A 21,891-nucleotide genomic window follows, 5' to 3' on the forward strand; every position below is an offset into this window, starting at 1 on the left:
CTCAACAAGTCGACCGAATGCAGGGCGTCCAGCGGCAATCAGGCGTTAAGACAGGGAAAGCTTTGGGGAGTTTTATGGGAAAGGGATTTTTCAGGCGAAAAGTCGACACCGTCCTTGGCGTCGACATCAATGAGGCAGGAATCAAGCTGGTAGAGCTGCGCCGTTCAGCCAACTGTTACACCGTGCAAGGCTACGCCACGCAGGCGCTGCCGGCGCGAGCGGTAGTCGACGGAGTCTGGCTGGACCTGGAAGGCATAGGCCATGCGTTGTACATGGCACTGAGCCGACTGCGTACGTCGGCCAGGCAGGCGGCAATTGCCGTGGCGGGTCCTTCGGTTATTACACGGGTCATTGAAATGCAGGCGGGGCTCAGCGACGACGAAATGGCCCGGAGGATCCAGATGGAGGCAGATCAATACATTCCTTACCCGCTGGACGAGGTGGCGCTGGACTTTCAGGTTCAGGGGCCGTCGGCGCAGGATCCTGCGCGGGTCGAGGTAGTGTTGGCGGCGTGCCTCAAGGAGCACGTCGAGGTTCGTGAAGCCGTTTTGGCCCTGGCGGGGCTGGTGCCCAGAGTGGTGGATGTCGAAGGGTTTGCATTGGCGCGCGCTTGCCGTCAGGATTTCGCCAGCTTCACACCGGGCCATCGGGTCGATGGTGCACAGTGGATTGTGGACGCCCCTGGGATGGGAGTCGCTTGCGGGTTGGCCCTGAGGAGTTTCGCTGGATGACACGAATCAATCTTTTGCCTTGGCGCCAGGCGCTGGCTGAGCGGCGGCGTAAATATTTCCTGATAGTGCTGGTGGCGTTTGCCTGCCTGGCGCTCGCGACGCTGTGGCTGGCGGACCAGGTGATCGACCAGGCGATCGACCGGCAGGTGACGCGAAACGATCATGTGCGTAAGGGCGTCGCTGTTCAGGACTCGCGTATCAAGACCATTGATGACCTCCAGGTGCAAAGCCAGCAGCTGGCGGAGCGTATGAAAGTCGTGCAGGACCTGCACGATAATCGCTCTGCCGGTGCGCAACTGCTGGATCAGTTGGCCCGTGCGGTGCCTGACGGTGTGCATTTGCACGAGGTAGTGGCGAAAGGCGATACGGTGAGCATCAGCGGCAGTGCCGAATCCAGCCAGGATATTGCGCAGTTGATGCGTCGCCTGGAGGCGTCCGAAGGCGCCCATGCCACTCGCCTGCAGCACGTACGAACCGAAGGCACTCACGGCAACAATGAATTCCAGTTGATGGTGCGCCAGGGAGAATCTTCCGAGGCCCAGCCATGAGCCGGCCCAGGCTCGAATTTTCCGCGCTGACTCACACTGCTGCCAAATGGCCCTTACCCGGCAAGGTCTTGCTGGGCTGCGCGCTGGCCGGCGTGGTGCTGCTGGTGGGCGACCTTGTGTACCTCAGTCCCTCGCGGGAGTGGTTGCGCGAGGTCGAGGTGCAGGAAGTGAGCTTGCAGCAGCAACTCGCGGAAAAAACGCTCTTGGCTGCCGACCTTGAAGGGCGGACTCGCCAGTTCCAGCTTACGCAGGAGAAGGTTGGCGGGCTGTTGCAGCAAATGCCAGGCGAGTCCGAAATGCCCGGCTTTCTTGAAGACATCGCCAGGATGGCGCTGGCCAACGGTTTGGTGATTGAGAACGTCGCTCCGTTGGATAAGCTGTCTCGGCCGTTCTATAACGAACAGCCCGTTCACATCGGCGCCACCGGCACCTACCACGACCTGGCGATGTTTGTGAGTGCCCTGGGTGGCCTTTCGCGAATCGCTACGGTGCATGATGTTGCCCTGCGACGTGACGGCAAACTGTTGCACCTTGATCTGCTGGCCAAGACTTATTGGCATGAGCGGCAAGGCGTCAAACGGGGCGCGGCGGTCATGCAGGGGCAGCCCTTTGTATACGGCGCCTCAGGTATTCGCGATCCGTTCCAGCCAATTGCCCTGCAAGTCGAGCGCCCGCCAGGGCGGACGGTCTCTGCACCGGATCTCGCGCGACCGCGTGAAGCCTTGGAAGGCCACCCGGTGGATCAGTTCGAAATGGTCGGCACGTTGTCCCGTGGGGCGCGGACCTTCGCCCTGCTGCGCCAAGCCTCAACCGTGTATCGCCTGGCCGTCGGCGACTATCTGGGGCCGGATCATGGTCGAGTCACCGCGATTCATGACGGCCATATCGAACTGGTGGAGTTATTTCCCGGTGAACAGGGGGCATGGTTGGAGCGCCCTCGGACCCTCGTGCTAAACGTCAACTCATAACGGAATCAAACAATGAAAAGGACTTTCTCGTCCTTCGGTGTGGCGCTATGGATAGCGTTCACGGTACCGATGGCTGCTGCTGTGCCCAATCGTGTGGACCTGATCCAGCTACCGCCTCCCGGCAGTGCGGTTTCGGGCGCGTATAGCGGTGATAAATTGAACCTCAACTTCCAGGACATCGGTCTGCGCGCTGCCTTGCAGCAAATCGCCGACGTGGCGGGCCTCAATCTGGTGGTCGGCGATGACGTACAGGGCTCTATCACCCTGCGGCTCAAAGGCGTGCCCTGGGATCAGGCGCTGGACCTGGTGCTGCAAACCAAAGGCTTGGATAAGCGGATAAAGGCTGGCGTCTTGCTGGTGGCGCCTGCCGAGGAGTTGGCCGCTCGCGAACTGCTGACGCTGGAATCACGCAAGCAGATGGCCGACCTGGCGCCGCTGCGCCGTGAGCTACTGCAGGTCAACTACGCCAAGGCGGCAGACCTGGCAAAGCTGTTTCAGTCGGTGAGTGGCTTTGAAGGCACGACCGATGAGCGCGGTTCAGTGGCAGTGGATGACCGCACCAATAACATCATTGCCTACCAGACCGGCGAGCGCCTGGAAGAGTTGCGGCGGATCGTGGCGCAACTGGATGTGCCGGTGCGCCAAGTGATGATCGAAGCGCGGATTGTCGAGGCCAACGTCGACTACGACAAAAGCCTGGGCGCGCGCTGGGGTGGGCAGCTCAATCGAGGGAATTGGGCCGCCGGTGGTATCCAGAAGCCTTTGCCGGACGGTACTCAGGCGCCGGAAAACTTGCCCAGCTCGCCATTTGTCGACCTGGGTTCGCTCACGGGTACGTCAGGCCTGGGCATCGCCTTCATCACCGATAATCTCCTGTTGGACCTTGAACTGACCGCCATGGAGAAAACCGGCAATGGTGAAATCGTCTCGCAGCCCAAGGTGGTCACTTCCGACAAGGAAACCGCGCGCATTCTAAAGGGCACCGAAATTCCCTATCAGGAATCCACCTCCCAGGGGGCTACGTCGGTGTCGTTCAAGGAAGCCTCCCTGTCATTGGAGGTCACGCCGCAAATCACCCCCGATGACCATGTGATCATGGTGGTCAAGGTCACCAAGGATGAGCCCGACTACCTCAACAAACTCAACGACGTACCGCCGATCAAGAAAAACGAGGTGAATGCCAAGGTGCTGGTCAAGGATGGCGAGACCATCGTCATCGGCGGAGTTTTCTCCAATACTCAAAGCAAAGTGGTAGATAAAGTGCCATTTTTGGGCGATGTGCCGTATCTTGGCCGCCTTTTCCGGCGCGATGTGCTGGCGGAGAAAAAATCCGAGCTGCTGGTATTCCTGACTCCGCGTATTATGAATAACCAGGCGATTGCTGTGAGTCGTTGATTCTGTGCGAAATTTGATTCTTGTAGGACCGATGGGGGCTGGAAAAAGCACCATCGGCCGTTTGCTGGCCAAAGAGCTGCGCCTGCCATTCAAAGATTCCGACAAGGAAATTGAATTGCGCACGGGTGCCAATATCCCATGGATCTTCGATAAGGAAGGCGAGTTGGGCTTTCGTGACCGCGAGCAGGCGATGATCGCCGAGCTGTGCGGCTGCGATGGCGTGGTATTGGCAACCGGCGGCGGCGCCGTGATGCGCGATGAGAATCGTCGGGCGCTGCATGCCGGTGGTCGGGTAGTCTATCTGCATGCGTCGGTCGAGCAGCAGGTGGGTCGTACCGCCCGCGATCGCAATCGTCCTTTGTTGCGTACGGCCAACCCGGAAAAAACCTTGCGGGACTTGCTCACGCTGCGCGACCCGCTGTATCGGGAAATCGCCGATTTGGTGGTGGAAACCGATGAGCGGCCGCCTCGGATGGTGGTTCTCGACATTCTTGAGCGCCTGCAACGGCTGCCACCCCGTTAAAGCCAGGCCCGAAATGCGCTATTCTCGGCGGCGCGCTATCACCCTGCGGGGTGTGGCGTAGAGCCATCAGGCAACGTCAGATCTCGACGTTACCGGTCGTCAATACATCTTCAACGCGGGGACACATGCAGACACTTAAGGTCGATCTAGGCGAGCGCAGCTACCCGATCCATATTGGCGAAGGTCTGTTGGACCAGCCCGAATTGCTGGCCCCGCACATTGCCGGGCGGCAAGTGGCGATCATCTCCAACGAGACGGTCGCGCCGCTGTATCTTGAGCGTCTGAGCCGCAGCCTGGCGGCATACTCAGTGATTTCCGTGATTCTGCCCGATGGCGAAGCCCACAAGAACTGGGAAACCCTGCAACTGATCTTTGATGGCCTGCTGACCGCACGCCATGACCGCCGAACCACCGTGATTGCCCTGGGCGGCGGTGTGATCGGCGACATGGCCGGCTTTGCAGCGGCCTGCTACCAGCGCGGCGTGGACTTTATCCAGGTGCCGACCACCCTGCTGTCCCAGGTCGATTCATCGGTGGGTGGCAAGACCGGTATCAACCACCCGCTGGGCAAAAATATGGTCGGCGCGTTCTACCAGCCCCAGGCCGTGCTGATCGACACCGCCACCCTCAACACCTTGCCGCCGCGCGAACTGTCGGCGGGCCTGGCGGAAGTCATCAAGTACGGGTTGATCTGCGACGAACCCTTCCTCACCTGGCTGGAAGAACATGTGGACGCCCTGCGCGGCCTCGACCAGGTGGCGCTCACCGAAGCGATTTCCCGCTCCTGCGCCGCCAAGGCGTTGGTCGTGAATGCCGACGAACGGGAGTCCGGTGTGCGGGCCACCCTGAACCTCGGCCACACCTTCGGCCATGCGATCGAAACGCACATGGGCTATGGTGTGTGGTTGCATGGAGAGGCCGTAGCGGCTGGCACAGTAATGGCACTGGAGATGTCGCAACGCCTGGGCTGGATCAGCACCCAGGAGCGTGATCGCGGTATCCGCCTGTTCCAGCGTGCCGGTTTGCCGGTTATTCCGCCTGAAGAGATGACCGAGGCGGACTTCCTCGAACATATGGCGATAGACAAGAAAGTGATCGACGGTCGACTGCGACTGGTGCTGTTGCGCCATATGGGCGAAGCGGTAGTGACCGACGATTATCCGAAAGAGATTTTACAGGCCACGCTGGGAGCGGATTACCGCGCCCTGGCTCAGCTGAAAGGTTAATAAGATCCCGATGACTAGTTTGCATGCCGACGAGGCGTTCCTCGGCCATTACCAGTTAAGCCACGACCCTTTTGCTCCACGGGTGCCTGGTTTCAAATTTTTCCCGGCCCAGCGCAAGCCGGTGCTCGGGCAACTGCACCATCTCGCGCGCTACAGCCAACTGCTGCTGGTAGTCACTGGCCCGCTGGGCAGCGGCAAGACCCTGCTGCGCCAGGCCCTGGTGGCCAGCACCAACAAACAGTCCGTACAGAGCGTGGTGGTGTCTGCCCGTGGTGCCGGTGATGCGGCGGGCGTGCTGCGCCAGGTGGCCCAGGCCCTGGATGTGTCCACCGCTGAACCGAGCGCAATTCTCAAGCAGATCGTGCAACTGGGCCTGACCGGCCAGGAAGTCTACTTGCTGGTGGATGACGCCGAGCAGCTCGACGAATCGGCCCTGGAAGCGCTGTTGGCGCTGGCGGCGGGTACGCCGGAAGGCCGCCCCCATGTGTTCCTGTTCGGTGAATCGTCGTTGATCGCCGATCTGGAGCAGATCAGCGGTGATCAGGAGCTGTTCCACGTCATCGAACTGCAGCCGTATGAAGAGGAAGAAACCCGCGAATACCTGGCTCAACGCCTCGAAGGTGCCGGGGCCGGTATCGAACTTTTCTCCGCTGCGCAGATCTCTGATATTCACGAAAGCTCCGACGGCTGGCCTGGCACCATCAACCAGGTTGCCCGCGATGCCATGATCGAAGCCATGATTGCCAGCCGCTCTGCGGTCAAGCGTCCAAAGATGGGGTTCACTATGCCTAAGAAGCACGTATTGGCAATTTCCGCCGTTGTCGTGGTTGCTGTTGCCGCCGCCTGGTTGATTCCGGGTCGCAGCAAGGCACCGACCACCGCCGGTGCGCCAACCGAACAGGCGCAGTTGCCACTGGGTAAGCCCACGCCGAATGTTGAGTTCGCCAATTCTGGCCAGCCGACCAACCTGCCGATGGTCGGCCAACCGGTGATGCGTGGCCCGCTCGCCGAAGAAGCCGGTGGTATCTCCGAAGGCGACGACGGCGTGCCGGTGGAAGGCTCCAGCGCCACACCGCCGACCGTGACCACTACTGCGCCACCTGCGGGCGTCCCCGCGGGTACGCCAGCGACCCCTGTTGCGCCAGTCGCCAAGCCGACCCCGGCGCCGACCGTCGCGACTGCCAAGCCTGCGGCGCCAGTGGCGAAGCCGGCTCCAGCGCCAGCCGCCAAGCCGGCTGAAAAACCGGCGGCCACTGTCGCCAAGGCCGGCAGCAGCTGGTACAGCAGCCAGCCTACCGGCAACTTCGTGGTGCAGATCCTCGGCACCAGCTCCGAAGCCAACGCCCAGGCGTTCGTGAAAGAGCAGGGCGGCGAGTACCGTTATTTCAAGAAAGTGCTCAACGGCAAGCCTCTCTACGTAATCACGTACGGCAGTTTCCCAAGCCGTGCCGCAGCTGATTCCGCCATCAAGGCCTTGCCAGCGAAGGTTCAGGCTGGTAAACCTTGGCCTCGCACTGTCGCCAGCGTTCAACAAGAACTGGCAGCAACTCGCTGAAGATCCGGCGGCCTTACCCAGGCCGCCCTCCCGGCACCTCAAAGAAGATCGCAAGGCGTGCAGCCCCTCCAGGCCGCGCGCTTTGTGGTGTCTGCGTCATAGTAGCTTTTGAGTCGTAGCGGTCAGAATTAAAAAAGTTTTGACTAGCACAGCATATCGCTTTAAACCTTTCATAAATGCGACATAGATTTGCGACATTTCGTCGCTAAATTTGTGAGCGTCTGTGTCGGTGTGTACAATGACCTCCCTTTTGCCCCCGCTAAGTCGGCGTACGTTCGGCGTGGAAGGTAACCGGTTGAATTGAAAAGAAATTTGCCTCGATATAAGAGGCAGCCTGGTGAGAAAGTGTCTATGAAAGCAGGTCTGTACCAACCCGATGAATTCAAGGATAACTGCGGTTTCGGCCTGATAGCCCATATGCAGGGCGAGCCCAGTCATACCCTTTTGCAAACGGCCATCGAGGCCCTGACCTGCATGACCCACCGCGGTGGGATCAACGCCGACGGCAAGACCGGTGACGGCTGCGGCTTGCTGATTCAAAAGCCCGACCTGTTCCTGCGCGCGGTCGCCAAAGAGCATTTTGCTGTCGACCTGCCCAAGCAGTACGCCGTGGGCATGGTGTTTTTCAACCAGGACCCGGTCAAAGCCGAAGCCGCTCGCGAGAACATGAACCGCGAGATCGTTGCTGCCGGCCTGCAACTTGTCGGCTGGCGCAAAGTGCCGATCGACACCAGTGTGCTCGGCCGCCTGGCTCTGGAGCGCCTGCCGCAGATCGAACAAGTGTTCATCGCAGGTGACGGCCTGAGCGACCAGGACATGGCGATCAAGCTGTTCACCTCCCGTCGTCGCTCGTCCGTGTCCAACGCGGCGGATGTCGACCACTACATCTGCAGCTTTTCCCACAAGACCATCATTTATAAAGGCCTGATGATGCCGGCGGACTTGACCGCCTTCTATCCAGACCTGAGCGATGAGCGCCTGCAAACCGCCATTTGCGTGTTCCACCAGCGCTTCTCCACCAACACCCTGCCGAAATGGCCGTTGGCCCAGCCATTCCGCTTCCTCGCCCACAACGGCGAGATCAACACCATCACCGGCAACCGCAACTGGGCCGTGGCCCGTCGCACCAAGTTCGCCAACGATTTGATGGACCTCGAAGAGCTCGGCCCGCTGGTCAACCGCGTGGGTTCCGACTCCTCCAGCATGGACAACATGCTCGAACTGATGGTCACCGGCGGCATCGACCTGTTCCGGGGCGTGCGCATGATCATTCCGCCTGCGTGGCAGAACGTCGAGACCATGGACCCCGATCTGCGGGCGTTCTATGAGTACAACTCGATGCACATGGAGCCGTGGGACGGCCCGGCCGGCGTGGTCATGACCGACGGTCGCTACGCGGTGTGCCTGCTCGACCGTAACGGTCTGCGCCCGGCACGTTGGGTCACGACCACCAACGGTTTCATCACCCTCGCGTCGGAAATCGGCGTGTGGGACTACAAGCCTGAAGACGTTATCGCCAAAGGCCGTGTAGGCCCTGGCCAGATCCTCGCCGTGGACACCGAAACCGGGCAGATCCTCGACACCGATGCGATCGACAACCGCTTGAAGTCCCGTCACCCGTACAAGCAATGGCTGCGCAAGAACGCCCTGCGCATCCAGGCGACCATGGAAGACAACGACCACGGTTCGGCGTTCTACGACATCGACCAGCTCAAGCAGTACATGAAGATGTACCAGGTCACGTTCGAAGAGCGCGACCAGGTGCTGCGCCCGCTCGGCGAGCAAGGTTACGAGGCCGTCGGCTCCATGGGCGATGACACGCCGATGGCCGTGCTGTCCCAGCGCGTGCGCACGCCGTACGACTATTTCCGCCAGCAGTTCGCCCAGGTGACCAACCCACCGATCGACCCGCTGCGCGAAGCCATCGTGATGTCCCTGGAAGTCTGCCTCGGTGCCGAGCGCAACATCTTCCAGGAGTCGCCAGAGCACGCCTCCCGGGTGATCCTCAGCTCGCCGGTCGTGTCCCCGGCCAAGTGGCGCTCGCTGATGACCCTGGAACGCCCAGGTTTCGACCGCCAGATCATCGACCTGAACTACGACGAGAGCCTCGGCCTTGAAGCCGCCGTGCGTAACGTCGCCGACCAGGCCGAAGAAGCTGTGCGCGCCGGTCGTACCCAGATCGTGCTGACCGACCGTCATATCGCTCCAGGCAAGTTGCCGATCCACGCTTCGCTGGCGACCGGCGCGGTGCACCACCGCCTGACCGAAAAAGGCCTGCGCTGCGATTCCAACATCCTTGTCGAAACCGCCACCGCCCGCGACCCGCATCACTTTGCGGTGCTGATCGGCTTCGGCGCCTCGGCGGTGTACCCGTTCCTCGCTTATGAAGTGCTGGGTGACCTGATCCGTACCGGTGAAGTACTGGGCGACCTCTACGAGGTGTTCAAGAACTACCGCAAGGGCATCACCAAAGGCCTGCTGAAGATCCTGTCGAAGATGGGCATCTCCACCGTCACCTCCTACCGTGGTGCGCAGCTGTTCGAAGCCATCGGCTTGTCGGAAGAGGTCTGCGACCTGAGCTTCCGTGGCGTGCCGAGCCGCATCAAGGGTGCGCGTTTCGTCGACATCGAGGCCGAACAGAAAGCCCTGGCCGCCGAAGCCTGGAGCGCGCGCAAGCCGATCCAGCAAGGTGGCCTGCTCAAGTTCGTGCACGGTGGCGAATATCACGCCTACAACCCGGACGTGGTCAGCACCCTGCAAGCCGCCGTGCAGCAGGGCGACTACGCCAAGTTCAAGGAATACACCGCGCTGGTGGATAACCGCCCGGTGTCGATGATCCGTGACCTGTTCAAGGTGAAGACCCTGGACACGCCGCTGGCCATCAGCGAAATCGAACCGCTGGAATCGATCCTCAAGCGCTTCGACTCTGCCGGTATTTCCCTGGGCGCCTTGTCGCCTGAGGCCCACGAAGCCCTGGCCGAAGCCATGAACCGCCTGGGTGCGCGTTCCAACTCCGGTGAAGGCGGTGAAGACCCGGCGCGCTACGGCACGATCAAGAGCTCGAAAATCAAGCAGGTTGCGACTGGCCGTTTCGGCGTGACCCCGGAATACCTGGTCAACGCCGAAGTGCTGCAGATCAAGGTTGCCCAGGGCGCCAAGCCCGGTGAGGGCGGCCAGCTGCCGGGCGGCAAGGTCAACGGCCTGATCGCCAAGCTGCGTTATGCAGTGCCGGGCGTGACCCTGATCTCGCCACCGCCGCACCACGACATCTACTCGATTGAAGATTTGTCGCAGCTGATTTTCGACCTGAAACAAGTCAACCCGCAGGCCCTGGTCTCGGTGAAACTGGTAGCAGAAGCGGGTGTGGGCACCATCGCCGCCGGCGTGGCCAAGGCCTATGCCGACCTGATCACCATCTCCGGCTACGACGGCGGTACGGGCGCATCGCCGCTGACCTCGATCAAGTACGCCGGCGCGCCGTGGGAACTGGGCCTGGCTGAAACCCACCAGACCCTGCGCGGCAACGACCTGCGCGGCAAAGTGCGGGTGCAGACCGACGGTGGCCTGAAAACCGGCCTCGACGTGATCAAGGCCGCTATCCTCGGCGCCGAGAGCTTCGGCTTCGGCACCGCGCCGATGATCGCCCTGGGCTGCAAATACCTGCGCATCTGCCACCTGAACAACTGCGCCACCGGCGTCGCGACTCAGAACGAGAAGCTGCGCAAGGATCACTACATCGGCACCGTCGACATGGTGGTGAACTTCTTCACCTACGTCGCCGAAGAAACCCGTGAGTGGCTGGCCAAGCTGGGCGTGCGTTCGCTGGAAGAGCTGATCGGTCGCACCGATCTGCTCGACATCCTCGAAGGCCAGACCGCCAAGCAACAGCACCTGGACCTGACGCCGCTGTTGGGCAGCGATCACATTCCGGCAGACAAGCCACAATTCTGCCAGGTGGATCGCAACCCGCCGTTCGACAAAGGCCTGCTGGCCGAGAAAATGGTCGAAATGGCCGGCTCCTCGATCAACGATGCCAGCGGTGGTGAGTTCGTCCTCGACATCTGCAACTGCGACCGTTCGATCGGCGCCCGCATCTCCGGCGAAATCGCGCGCAAGCACGGCAACCAGGGTATGGCGAAAGCGCCGATCACCTTCCGCTTCAAGGGCACTGCGGGCCAGAGCTTCGGCGTGTGGAACGCCGGCGGCCTGCACATGTACCTGGAAGGCGACGCCAACGACTACGTGGGCAAGGGCATGACCGGCGGCAAGCTGGTCATCGTTCCGCCTAAAGGCAGCGTCTACAAGACCCAGGACAGTGCCATCATCGGCAACACCTGCTTGTACGGCGCCACCGGCGGCAAGCTGTTCGCCGCCGGCACGGCCGGTGAGCGTTTCGCCGTGCGTAACTCCGGTGCCCACACCGTGGTCGAAGGCACTGGCGATCACTGCTGCGAGTACATGACCGGGGGCTTTGTCGCGGTACTGGGCAAGACCGGTTACAACTTCGGTTCGGGCATGACCGGCGGGTTCGCCTACGTGCTTGACCAGGACAACACCTTCGTCGACCGGGTCAACCACGAGTTGGTCGAGATCCAGCGGATCAGCGGCGAAGCCATGGAGTCCTACCGGAACCACTTGCAGCACGTGCTGGACGAGTACGTCGAGGAGACCGGCAGCGAATGGGGTCGTAACCTCGCCGAAAACCTCGATGATTACCTGCGTCGTTTCTGGCTGGTCAAGCCCAAGGCTGCCAACCTGAAATCGTTGCTTTCCAGCATCCGTGCCAACCCGCAGTGATATGCGCCTGAAGAGTTTGATGAGGTTTTAACATGGCTGAACGTCTGAATAACGACTTCCAGTTCATCGATGTCGGGCGCAAAGATCCGAAGAAGAAACTGTTGCGTCAACGCAAGAAAGAGTTCGTGGAAATCTACGAACCCTTCAAACCCCAGCACTCGGCCGACCAGGCCCACCGCTGCCTGGGTTGCGGTAACCCGTATTGCGAATGGAAGTGCCCGGTGCACAACTTCATTCCCAACTGGCTCAAGCTGGTGGCCGAGGGCAACATCCTCGCCGCCGCCGAGCTGTCGCACCAGACCAACACCCTGCCGGAAGTCTGCGGCCGGGTGTGCCCGCAGGACCGTCTGTGCGAGGGTGCCTGCACCCTTAACGACGGCTTCGGCGCGGTGACCATCGGTTCGGTGGAGAAGTACATCACCGACACCGCGTTCGCCATGGGCTGGCGTCCGGACATGTCCAAGGTCAAGCCGACCGGCAAGCGCGTGGCGATCATCGGTGCGGGCCCGGCGGGCCTGGGCTGTGCCGACGTGCTGGTGCGTGGCGGCGTGACCCCGGTGGTGTTCGACAAGAACCCGGAAATCGGCGGCCTGCTGACCTTCGGAATCCCCGAGTTCAAGCTGGAAAAAACCGTACTGAGCAACCGTCGCGAAGTGTTCACCGGCATGGGCATCGAGTTCCGCCTGAACACCGAGATTGGCAAAGACGTGACCATGGAGCAACTGCTCGCCGAATACGATGCCGTGTTCATGGGCATGGGCACCTACACCTACATGAAGGGCGGCTTTGCCGGTGAAGACCTGCCGGGCGTGTATGACGCGCTGGATTTCCTGATTGCCAACGTCAACCGCAACCTGGGCTTTGAAAAGTCGCCGGAAGATTTCGTCGACATGAAAGGCAAGAAGGTCGTGGTGCTGGGCGGTGGCGACACCGCAATGGACTGCAACCGTACTTCGATCCGCCAGGGCGCCAAGTCGGTGACCTGTGCGTATCGCCGTGACGAAGCCAACATGCCCGGCTCGCGCAAAGAGGTGAAGAACGCCAAGGAAGAAGGCGTGAAATTCCTCTACAACCGCCAGCCGATCGCCATTGTCGGTGAAGACCGCGTCGAAGGCGTGAAGGTGGTCGAGACCCGTCTCGGCGAACCGGACGCCCGTGGCCGTCGCAGCCCCGAGCCGATCCCGGGCTCCGAAGAGATCATCCCGGCCGACGCCGTGGTCATCGCCTTCGGTTTCCGTCCAAGCCCGGCGCCGTGGTTCGAGCAGTTCGAGATCCAGACCGACAGCCAGGGCCGTGTCGTGGCCCCGGAACAAGGCCAGTACAAGCACCAGACCAGCAACCCGAAAATCTTCGCCGGTGGCGACATGGTGCGCGGGTCCGACCTGGTGGTGACGGCGATCTTCGAAGGCCGCAATGCCGCCGAAGGCATCCTGGATTACCTGGGCGTCTGACGACGCCAGCTTCGAGCTATAAGCTGCAAGCGGCAAGTTGAAGCAACAGCGCTTTTCACTTGCAGCTTGTAGCTTGTCGCTAGTCACTGTCTTTCTCCGTCTCGCTCTGAGAAAATGCCCGCACTTTTTTTGCGGATGCCGACATGACTGCCCTCAAGAACGACCGTTTCCTTCGTGCCCTGCTCAAGCAACCCGTGGACGTCACCCCTGTGTGGATGATGCGTCAAGCCGGTCGCTACCTGCCGGAATACCGCGCCAGCCGCGCCCACGCCGGCGACTTCATGAGCCTGTGCATGAACCCGGAGTTCGCCTGCGAAGTCACGATGCAGCCGCTGGACCGCTACCCGCAACTGGACGCGGCCATCCTCTTCTCCGACATCCTCACCATCCCTGACGCCATGGGCCAAGGCCTGTATTTTGAGACCGGCGAAGGCCCGCGTTTCAAGAAAGTCGTCAGCACCCTAGCCGATATCGAAGCCCTGCCGATCCCCGACCCACAAAAAGACCTCGGCTACGTGATGGACGCCGTCAGCACCATCCGCCGCGAGCTTAACGGCCGCGTGCCGCTGATCGGCTTCTCCGGCAGCCCATGGACCCTGGCCACCTACATGGTCGAAGGCGGCTCGTCGAAAGACTTCCGCAAGACCAAGGCCATGCTCTACGACAACCCGCAAGCCATGCACCTGCTGCTGGACAAGCTGGCCCAGTCGGTCACCTCCTACCTCAACGGCCAGATCATGGCCGGTGCGCAAGCGGTACAGATCTTCGATACCTGGGGCGGCAACCTGTCCGCGGCGGCGTACCAGGAATTCTCCCTGGCCTACATGCGCAAGATCGTCAGCGGCCTGATCCGTGAACACGAAGGCCGTAAAGTGCCGGTCATCATGTTCACCAAGGGCGGTGGCCTGTGGCTGGAAAGCATCGCCGATGCGGGTGCCGATGCATTGGGCCTGGACTGGACCTGCGACATTGGCGATGCCCGTCGTCGTGTCGGTGACAAAGTCGCCCTGCAAGGCAACATGGACCCGACCGTGCTTTACGCCAAACCGGAAGCGATCCGCGCCGAAGTCGGTCGCATCCTGGCCAGCTACGGCAAAGGCAGCGGCCATGTGTTCAACCTCGGTCATGGCATTACCCCGGAAGTGAACCCGGACCATGCCGGCGCGTTCCTGCAAGCGGTGCATGAATTGTCCGCGCAATATCACGTGTAGTTTCCTGCCTTAGCCCCCCTCTTTCACTAAGAGGGGGGACTCGGAATGAATAACCTGAATCAGTTATGTAGTGCTGGGTGGATCCTTCTTGCCGCCTGGCCATCTATCATTTAGTTCTCTTTGATATGTAGGAGTCTTCTTACATATAGGTAGAGTTTTTATTTTTTTGGAAAGTTCGATTGAGAATATTCAATTATTCCTACATTAAATAATTTCTAGAGCCGTAAAATTCAGTCCTGCTTGTATTACAGAAACCTTTGAAAACGTTTTCCATATTTTCAAATGATATGGGTTTTTATCATCTGGTTAAGTAGGCCCTGAATTTAATGATTAAAAAAGACCTGTCACGTTGGGGTGGTGTCTCCTCGCTGGCGTTGCTAAGTGCATTGTTGATACCTGCTCAGAGCGCGCAGGCTCATGGTTACTTGAATGATCCACCTTCACGCGCTTTTCTGTGCCAGAAAGGCCTGAACAAAGAGTGTGGCGGTGCACAATACGAACCGCAAAGTGTCGGTGAAACGTTCAAGGGGTTTCCCGCCGGTGTCGGCGGTGCGCCGTTGCAGGGGCCGGTCGACGGCAAGATCGCCAGTGGTGGTATCGGCCTGTTCTCGGCCATGGACGCCCAGTCCGCCAACCGTTGGCACCAGACCGAAATCAAGGACAGAAACATCAGTTTCGACTGGACATATACGGCGGCACATCCGGCCACCAAGCATGAGTACTTCATTACCCGTAATGGCTGGAACCCTAACGAGCCGCTCAAGCGCGCATCGTTCGAGGGCACGCCGTTCTGTACCGTGGACGGCGGCAACGTGCTGCCGATCAGTGGTCAGAAGCATGCCTGTGTGATCCCCCAGGACAAGAACGGATCACATGTGATCCTGGGTATCTGGACGGTCGGTGATACCGATGCGGCGTTCTACAACGTGGTCGATGTAAACATCCTGGCCGAACCCGAGTTGCCGGGCGGTTGGAGTGCCGTAGGCAGCATCACGCCTTCCGCCACCCTGCTGGTGGGTGACAAGGTCAAGGCCCGAGCCTTCACCGCCGCCGGCGAAAGTGCGGCTTACTCTGTTGACGTCATGATCGACAGCGCCGATGAGGGGCAACCGCAAAACTGGGCGTTCAAGCTGGCGGAAAAAATCAACCAGTCCCAGAGCCTGATTCAGGCAGGTATTCGCGATGAGCAGGGCGCTATTGCGCCGGTCAAAGGCAAGAACAACCTCTACGCCCAGAAAGACAGTGGTGTGATTCGCTATGAGCTGACGCTGGACGTCAAGGAAGATGTGCAAGTGCGTATGGCGCTGTCGGCAATTGCCCCTGAGTACGTGCTGGACAAGGGACGGGCGAAAGTGCGTCTGGCCATGATCGCCAACCGCGACATGAATATCGAGGCCACTCTGTTCGACGCCGGCAACAAGCCAGTCGGTACCCTCAAGACGCTCGCGCAGGGCGACAGTACCTGGTTGGAAATGGATGTGCGCAGTGAGCCGGGCACGCATCACATGACGTTGCTCGGTACCACGGTGGATGGGCGTACAACGCGCCAGGACACCCAGCCTGTCAACCTGACTGGCGAAGGTGGCGCGAAGGACTATCACTTCGTGTTTCCTGAGGGGTTGGCAAGTTACGAAGCGGGCACGCGTGTATTGCATACGCAAACCGGTGAAGTTTACGAGTGCAAACCGTTCCCTGTATCGGGTTACTGCAAACAATACCTGCCAACGGCTAACGGTTTCGAACCGGGTGTAGGCCATCACTGGCAAACGGCCTGGGATCAACTGTGACCTCGTAGCGGTATAAACCCAGGCAAGTTTTTTCAAACTTGCCTGGGTGTTTTTTCTTATTTGAATGTATCGACTTAGTTGCAGGTGGGCGGTATTCGTCTGGCCAATCCAGGGCCGCTGCCATGTCGTGTGGTGCACTTTATTTTCAGAAGCTTATTTCCACTAAGGCGCTGCCAGTGAGGGCGTTATGAGGCCGGCGGTATTGCAGGTGTTGTTCCTGATGCTGCCCTTGGGTTATGGACTGACGCTGGGGTGGCAGGAGTGGCAGTTTCGCCAGGTGCCGATCCAGGCTGTGCAGGCGGTGCCCGCTCCAGTGGTCGCTGTAGCGCAAGGCGCAGCGCTCAACACCTGGGCAGTGGCGACGGTGTTTGGCATGACCGCGCAAGGCGGCGTCATGAACAGTGCCGAACCGCTGACGCTGCTGGCCACTGTGGTCGCCAGCGACAGCGAATCACGGGCCTTACTGGCGGGCGCCGATGGCGCACGTTTTTATCGCACCGGGGAGCGTTTGCCCGGAGGTAGTCTGCTGCGCCGAGTCGAAACCGCGCAGGTGCTGTTGTGGCGCCAAGGTCGTGAGGAGCTGTTGAGCCTGCATGCCGCAGGCGGCCGCTTCCTGCCGCTTGCCCGCGCGCACAGCCAGGCGGCTGCCGCCGTACATTTACGGCCTACCGGTGAATAACCGAGGAGTGATCAGGTCCATGAACAGTTCCATCAGCCGGCGTACCCGCAAAGGCGTTTTGGGGGCGCTCATGTTGGGTGTGCTGCTGTATACCGGGCAATCATCGGGCGCAGAACAGCATTGGCAGCTGGCGATGAACAACGCCGAACTGCGCGATGTGGTGGAGGAAATGTCGACCATCCTCGACACGACCGTGATCCTCGCCCCGAACATCCAGGGACGCATTACCGTGGTCTCGCGCCAAGCATTGGATCGCGAGGGTGTGCGACGGCTGTTTTACAGCGTGCTCGACGCTCATGATTTCAGTGTTATCGACCAGGGCGATCAGCTCCTGATTGTCCCCGCGACCCAGGCCAAGACCCAGGCCGGCAATGCCGATGAGCGAACCTCGGCTGAGCAGCAGTTCGTCACGCAAGTCATCGCCCTGGGTGCCAGCAGTGCAGCCGATCTGGCGGGGCTGGTGCGGCCACTGGTTTCAGCCAATGGCTACGTCGGCCCCTCGGTCTCAGCAAATGCCTTGGTGATTACAGATACCGCACGCAACGTGCGACGTATTGGCGACGTTGTCAGGCAACTGGATTCCGGGGCAAAAAATGCCCATGAGCTGGTGGAGCTGCGCCATGGCGTGGCGGCGGATATTGCGCGGCTGATGGAAGCGTCTATCGGCAAGCAAAATGTCGACAATGCCATCCAGGTCCTGGCCGACCCGCGAAGCAACCGGTTGGTGATCGTGGGCACGGCGGCTGTGCGCCAACGTCTGGTGCAACTGGCACGCAGCCTGGATACGGTCACGCCCGCTCGCCTGGACAATGCCCGGGTCATCCGCTTGCGCTATAGCGACGCCAAGCAATTGGCCGAGGTGCTGGACTCCATGGGCCAGGGGATGAAATCCCAGCCTGCGGCCGTTGCCCTGAAAGACGCAACGACCGCCGCGCCATTCATGGTCAGGGCTGACGAAAGCCAGAATGCCTTGGTCGTTGTCGCTGAAGCGGCACAACTGACAACCCTTGAAGGCATCGTGCGAGAGCTGGACCAACCTCGGGCCCAGGTGTTGATTCATGCCGCGATCGTAGAAGTCAGTGGCGACATCAGCGAGGCGCTCGGTGTGCAATGGGCGCTCAATCGCGGCAGTGCGCAAGGGATTTTAAACTTCCCCGGCACCGGCATTCCGATCCTTGGCGCCCTCAACTTCGATGATAAAACCGTGCTGCCGGAAGGTACCCTGCTCAAGCTGGGCGGCGATCGTTTCGGTGCGCTGGTGTCCGCCCTGGCCAGCAACACGCGCAGTAACCTGTTATCGACACCGAGCCTGCTGACCCTGGACAACCAGGAGGCTGAAATTATCGTCGGCCAAAACGTGCCGTTCAAGACCGGTTCCTACGCCACCAACAGCAGCGGTGCGGATAACCCCTTCACCACGGTGGAGCGCAAGGACGTCGGGATCAGCCTCAAGATCAAGCCCTACATCAACGAAGGCTCGACCCTGCGCCTGGAAGTGGCGCAAGAGGTCTCCGATATCGCCCCTGCGGTCGCCGGGGTCGACTCCTCTGACCTGATCACCAACAAGCGTGCGCTGAAAAGCACGATCCTCGCGGATGATGGCGAGATCATTGTGATCGGAGGCCTGATCAAAGACAGCGTGCGCACACAGGCCAGCGGCGTGCCGCTGTTGCGCGATATTCCGTATCTGGGCGCATTGTTTCGCTGGCGCCGTGATACCCAGGTCAAGAGCAACCTGATGGTGTTCCTGCGCCCGACCATTGTGCGCAGTGGCCAGCAGCTTTCCGGGATCAGCCAGGCGCGCTATCAAGACCTGCGTGATGAGCACCAGCCGGGTCCGCAACGCAATACCGCCTTGCAACTGCCCGATGAAGCGGCGCAACTGTTCGACCTGCGCCGGCCGACGGAGATCGCTCAATGAAGCCGTTGCCCTTCGGGTTTGCGCGGCGTTTTGGCGTGCTGATTGACGATGGGTATTTGAGCGTGCGCAGTGATACGCCATTGAGCGCGATTGCCGAGGCTCGTCGCCTGGGCGATGACGAATTGCCGCTGCGTCTGCTGACCCATGAAGCCTTCGCCCTGGCATTGGCCAAGATTTACAGCGAGGGGCAAACGGCCGCCGAACATGTCGCCCAAGGGTTGGACGAGGAGCTGGACCTGCTCAGTCTGGTGGACCAGGTGCCGCAGACTGCCGATCTGTTGGAGCAGCAAGGTGACGCGCCGATCATCCGGCTGATCAACGCATTGCTCAGTGAGGCGGTGCGCGAAAAGGCCTCGGATATTCACCTTGAAACCTTTGAACACACGCTGGTGGTGCGCATGCGCGTCGATGGGCAACTGCGTGAAATGCTGCGACCCCGGCGCGAGCTGGCAACGTTGTTGGTGTCGCGAATCAAGGTTATGGCGCGCCTGGACATTGCCGAAAAACGCATTCCCCAAGACGGTCGTATCGCGTTGCGCCTGGCAGGGCACGAAGTCGATGTACGCGTCTCCACGCTGCCTTCCGCGCATGGCGAACGTGTGGTGCTGCGCCTGCTCGACAAACAGGCCGGGCGCCTGCAGTTGGCCCGCCTGGGCATGGCGCCGACCACGCTTGGTCACTTGCAGCAACTGTTGGGTAAACCCCACGGGATCCTCCTGGTGACCGGCCCGACCGGGTCGGGCAAGACCACCAGTCTGTATGCTGCATTGGCCCATCTCAATGACCAGACGCGCAACATCCTCACGGTCGAAGACCCGATTGAATATCACCTGCCGGGCATCGGCCAGACACCGGTCAACCCCAAGGTCGAGATGACGTTTGCGCGAGGCCTGCGGGCGATCCTGCGCCAGGACCCGGATGTGGTGATGGTGGGTGAGATTCGTGACAGTGAGACCGCCGAAATTGCGGTCCAGGCCTCTCTCACCGGGCATTTGGTGTTGTCGACGCTGCATACCAACAGTGCCATCGGCGCCGTCACTCGGCTGGTGGACATGGGCGTGGATGCCTATCTGCTGGCGTCGTCGCTGGTGGGCGTGCTGGCGCAGCGCTTGGTACGCAGGCTTTGCCCGGCCTGCAAGGTCGCCGTCGTGGCGGACGCCGAGGTCTGTCGCCGGCTGGGGCTGGACCCCGCGAAGGCGCCTCGCGTGTTCAAGTCCGTTGGCTGCGAACAGTGCCGCCAAGGCTATTGCGGGCGTATCGGCCTCTACGAGTTGGTCGTGGTAACGCCGGCGCTGTCCGCGCAGATTCATCAGGGTGCCAGTGAACAAGCGTTGCTCGCTGAGGCGCGTCGAGGTACGTGCAGCTTGTTCGAGGACGGCCGCCGGCGGGTGCTTGAAGGCGTGACCAGCGTCGATGAACTGTTGCGGGTTATCCAGGAGGACTAGCCATGCCCAGCTATGACTATCGGGCCCAGGATCGCCACGGTCGCCCGTACAAGGGCCGGCAAGAGGCCGACAGCCCGCGCCATGCCCGGCAGTTGTTGCGTGAGCGCGGGCTGCTGCCGAGCCAGATGCATCTGGCGCGCGAGCGAGTTGGCCCGACTTGGTCGGGAGCGGTTGGGCTGGGTGCCGGTGACTTGGCGCTACTGACGTTGCAGCTGTCGACCCTGGTTCAGGCCGGGTTGCCGCTGGAGCAGGCACTGCAGGCGGTGGTTCAGCAAAGCCGGAAGCGGCGGGTCAGCAGCCTGCTTTCACAGGTACGTGAGCGAGTGATGGAAGGGCAATCCCTGGCCTCGGCCCTTGGTGCCTATCCCCGGGCGTTTCCCGACGTGTTCCGCGCCACTATCGCTGCAGGCGAGCGTTCCGGGCACTTGGGACATGTGCTTGAGCAGTTGGCAACCTATACCGAAGCCCGCCAGGCGTCCCGGCAAAAGATCCAGCTGGCATTGGTGTATCCGGCCCTGCTGATGTTCGCCTGCATGGCCATCGTCGGTTTTCTGCTTGGTTATGTGGTGCCGGATGTGGTGAAGATCTTCGTCGACAGTGGCCAGCCATTGCCCTGGCTGACCCACGCCATGATCACCGTCAGCCACGGCTTGCGTGCGTATGGCCTGGTGCTGGCGCTACTGGTGACGGGCATGGGTGTGCTGTTGCGCTGGCGCTTGCATCAACCGCGCGGGCGCTGGCAGTGGCACAGCCTGGTGCTGCACCTGCCGCTGTTGGGCAGTGTGTTTCGTGAGATGGAGGCGGCGCGGTTCGCCAGCACCCTGGCGATCCTCGGTAAAAGTGCCGTGCCCCTGGTGGACGCCCTGGAAATTGCCGCAGCGGTGATCGGTAACGTGACCATCCGCGCACGCATGAACGATGTCGCGCGCTCGGTTCGAGAGGGCGGCACGCTGACCCGGGGCCTCGAAGCCAGCGGGGATATACCGCCGTTGATGTTGCACATGATCGCCAGCGGCGAACGCGCTGGTGAACTCGACGGGATGTTGGCGCGCGCCGCCGAACAGCAGGAAAAAAGCCTCACTGCCCGCATCACATTGGTGGTGAGTTTGTTTGAGCCGGCAATGCTGGTGGTGATGGGCGGTGTGGTGCTGCTGATCGTCATGGCCATTCTGTTGCCGATCCTCAGCCTTAACCAACTGGTGAATTGAATGGTGAACATGCCTAAGGGCCAACGGGGTTTTACCCTGATCGAAATCATGGTGGTGGTCGTGATCATCGGCGTGCTGGGGGCCATTGTGGTACCGCAGTTCATGGGTCGACCCGACCAGGCCAAGGTGACAGCAGCCAAAACCGATGTCCAGGCGGTCGCGACCAGCCTGGAGATGTACCGTCTCGACAACGGCCACTACCCGTCGACCTTGCAAGGCCTCGAAGCCTTGAACAAACGACCGGCCGGCACCCCGGCGCCGAGGAGCTGGAACCCTCAGGGCTACCTGAAAAGCACGCCGGTCGACCCGTGGGGGACGCCCTATCAATACTTGAACCCGGGTGTGCGCTCCGCCAACGGTGGCTATGACCTGTATTCCTTCGGCGCCGATGGCGTGGTGGGTGGCGAGGGCCATGCCGCTGATATCGGCAACTGGGGAGATTGAGT

Annotated in this window: 15 protein-coding genes and 1 pseudogene; all 16 read left to right on the top strand. The window is 61.0% G+C overall.

Annotated features, from left to right (window positions below; translation table 11 throughout):
• Nucleotides 1–74 precede the first annotated feature (74 nt).
• The 16 genes and pseudogenes from pilM to gspG all read left to right on the top strand — a co-directional run bounded on the left by pilM (nt 75) and on the right by gspG (nt 21,889).
• The gene (gene pilM, locus FIV39_RS05300; protein ID WP_090409806.1) at nt 75–731 is read left to right on the top strand and encodes a type IV pilus biogenesis protein PilM; all 657 of its coding nucleotides are present in this window, start codon (nt 75–77) and stop codon (nt 729–731) included.
• The gene (locus tag FIV39_RS05305; protein ID WP_090400975.1) at nt 728–1,279 is read left to right on the top strand and encodes a PilN domain-containing protein; all 552 of its coding nucleotides are present in this window, start codon (nt 728–730) and stop codon (nt 1,277–1,279) included. The genes pilM and FIV39_RS05305 overlap by 4 nt, the downstream gene beginning before the upstream one ends.
• Nucleotides 1,276–2,247, top strand: a complete 972-nt coding sequence (locus FIV39_RS05310) for a pilus assembly protein PilP (RefSeq protein ID WP_090400974.1) — start codon at nt 1,276–1,278, stop codon at nt 2,245–2,247. The genes FIV39_RS05305 and FIV39_RS05310 overlap by 4 nt, the downstream gene beginning before the upstream one ends.
• 138 nt (nt 2,248–2,385) lie before the next feature.
• Nucleotides 2,386–3,642: pseudogene (locus tag FIV39_RS05315) on the top strand (type IV pilus secretin PilQ); the annotation flags it as partial.
• Between the two features lie 4 nt (nt 3,643–3,646).
• Nucleotides 3,647–4,165, top strand: a complete 519-nt coding sequence (gene aroK, locus FIV39_RS05320) for a shikimate kinase AroK (protein WP_010213757.1) — start codon at nt 3,647–3,649, stop codon at nt 4,163–4,165.
• A gap of 125 nt (nt 4,166–4,290) precedes the next feature.
• Nucleotides 4,291–5,391 carry a 3-dehydroquinate synthase gene (gene aroB / locus FIV39_RS05325; protein WP_090400972.1) on the top strand — a complete coding sequence of 367 codons (1,101 nt, stop codon included), beginning with the start codon at nt 4,291–4,293 and terminating at the stop codon, nt 5,389–5,391.
• Between the two features lie 10 nt (nt 5,392–5,401).
• Nucleotides 5,402–6,946, top strand: a complete 1,545-nt coding sequence (locus tag FIV39_RS05330; protein WP_090400971.1) for an SPOR domain-containing protein — start codon at nt 5,402–5,404, stop codon at nt 6,944–6,946.
• A 351-nt stretch (nt 6,947–7,297) separates the two neighbouring features.
• Entirely contained in the window at nt 7,298–11,743 is a 4,446-nt protein-coding gene (gltB, locus tag FIV39_RS05340) for a glutamate synthase large subunit (protein ID WP_090400970.1), read from the top strand.
• 32 nt (nt 11,744–11,775) lie between these two features.
• A complete protein-coding gene (locus tag FIV39_RS05345) occupies nt 11,776–13,194 on the top strand; it encodes an FAD-dependent oxidoreductase (RefSeq protein ID WP_090400969.1) in 1,419 nt (472 codons plus the stop codon).
• Nucleotides 13,195–13,337: 143 nt separating this feature from the next.
• Nucleotides 13,338–14,405 (top strand): uroporphyrinogen decarboxylase, encoded by a 1,068-nt coding sequence (gene hemE, locus FIV39_RS05350; protein ID WP_090400968.1) that lies wholly within the window; start codon nt 13,338–13,340, stop codon nt 14,403–14,405.
• Between the two features lie 326 nt (nt 14,406–14,731).
• A complete protein-coding gene (gene gbpA / locus FIV39_RS05355) occupies nt 14,732–16,192 on the top strand; it encodes an N-acetylglucosamine-binding protein GbpA (protein WP_090400967.1) in 1,461 nt (486 codons plus the stop codon).
• A 187-nt stretch (nt 16,193–16,379) separates the two neighbouring features.
• Nucleotides 16,380–16,871 carry a type II secretion system protein N gene (locus FIV39_RS05360; protein ID WP_244176232.1) on the top strand — a complete coding sequence of 164 codons (492 nt, stop codon included), beginning with the start codon at nt 16,380–16,382 and terminating at the stop codon, nt 16,869–16,871.
• A gap of 19 nt (nt 16,872–16,890) precedes the next feature.
• Nucleotides 16,891–18,792, top strand: a complete 1,902-nt coding sequence (gene gspD / locus FIV39_RS05365) for a type II secretion system secretin GspD (RefSeq protein WP_090400966.1) — start codon at nt 16,891–16,893, stop codon at nt 18,790–18,792.
• On the top strand, nt 18,789–20,237 hold the full coding sequence (gene gspE / locus FIV39_RS05370; RefSeq protein WP_090400965.1) for a type II secretion system ATPase GspE: 1,449 nt from the start codon (nt 18,789–18,791) through the stop codon (nt 20,235–20,237). The genes gspD and gspE overlap by 4 nt, the downstream gene beginning before the upstream one ends.
• Before the next feature lie 2 nt (nt 20,238–20,239).
• Nucleotides 20,240–21,445, top strand: coding sequence for a type II secretion system inner membrane protein GspF (gene gspF, locus FIV39_RS05375; protein ID WP_090400964.1), 1,206 nt, complete (start codon nt 20,240–20,242; stop codon nt 21,443–21,445).
• Nucleotides 21,446–21,889, top strand: a complete 444-nt coding sequence (gspG, locus tag FIV39_RS05380) for a type II secretion system major pseudopilin GspG (RefSeq protein ID WP_090400963.1) — start codon at nt 21,446–21,448, stop codon at nt 21,887–21,889.
• The last annotated feature ends 2 nt before the right edge of the window (nt 21,890–21,891 follow it).

Origin of the sequence: Pseudomonas grimontii, from assembly GCF_007858185.1 — a bacterium.
GTDB classification, from domain to species: domain Bacteria; phylum Pseudomonadota; class Gammaproteobacteria; order Pseudomonadales; family Pseudomonadaceae; genus Aquipseudomonas; species Aquipseudomonas grimontii.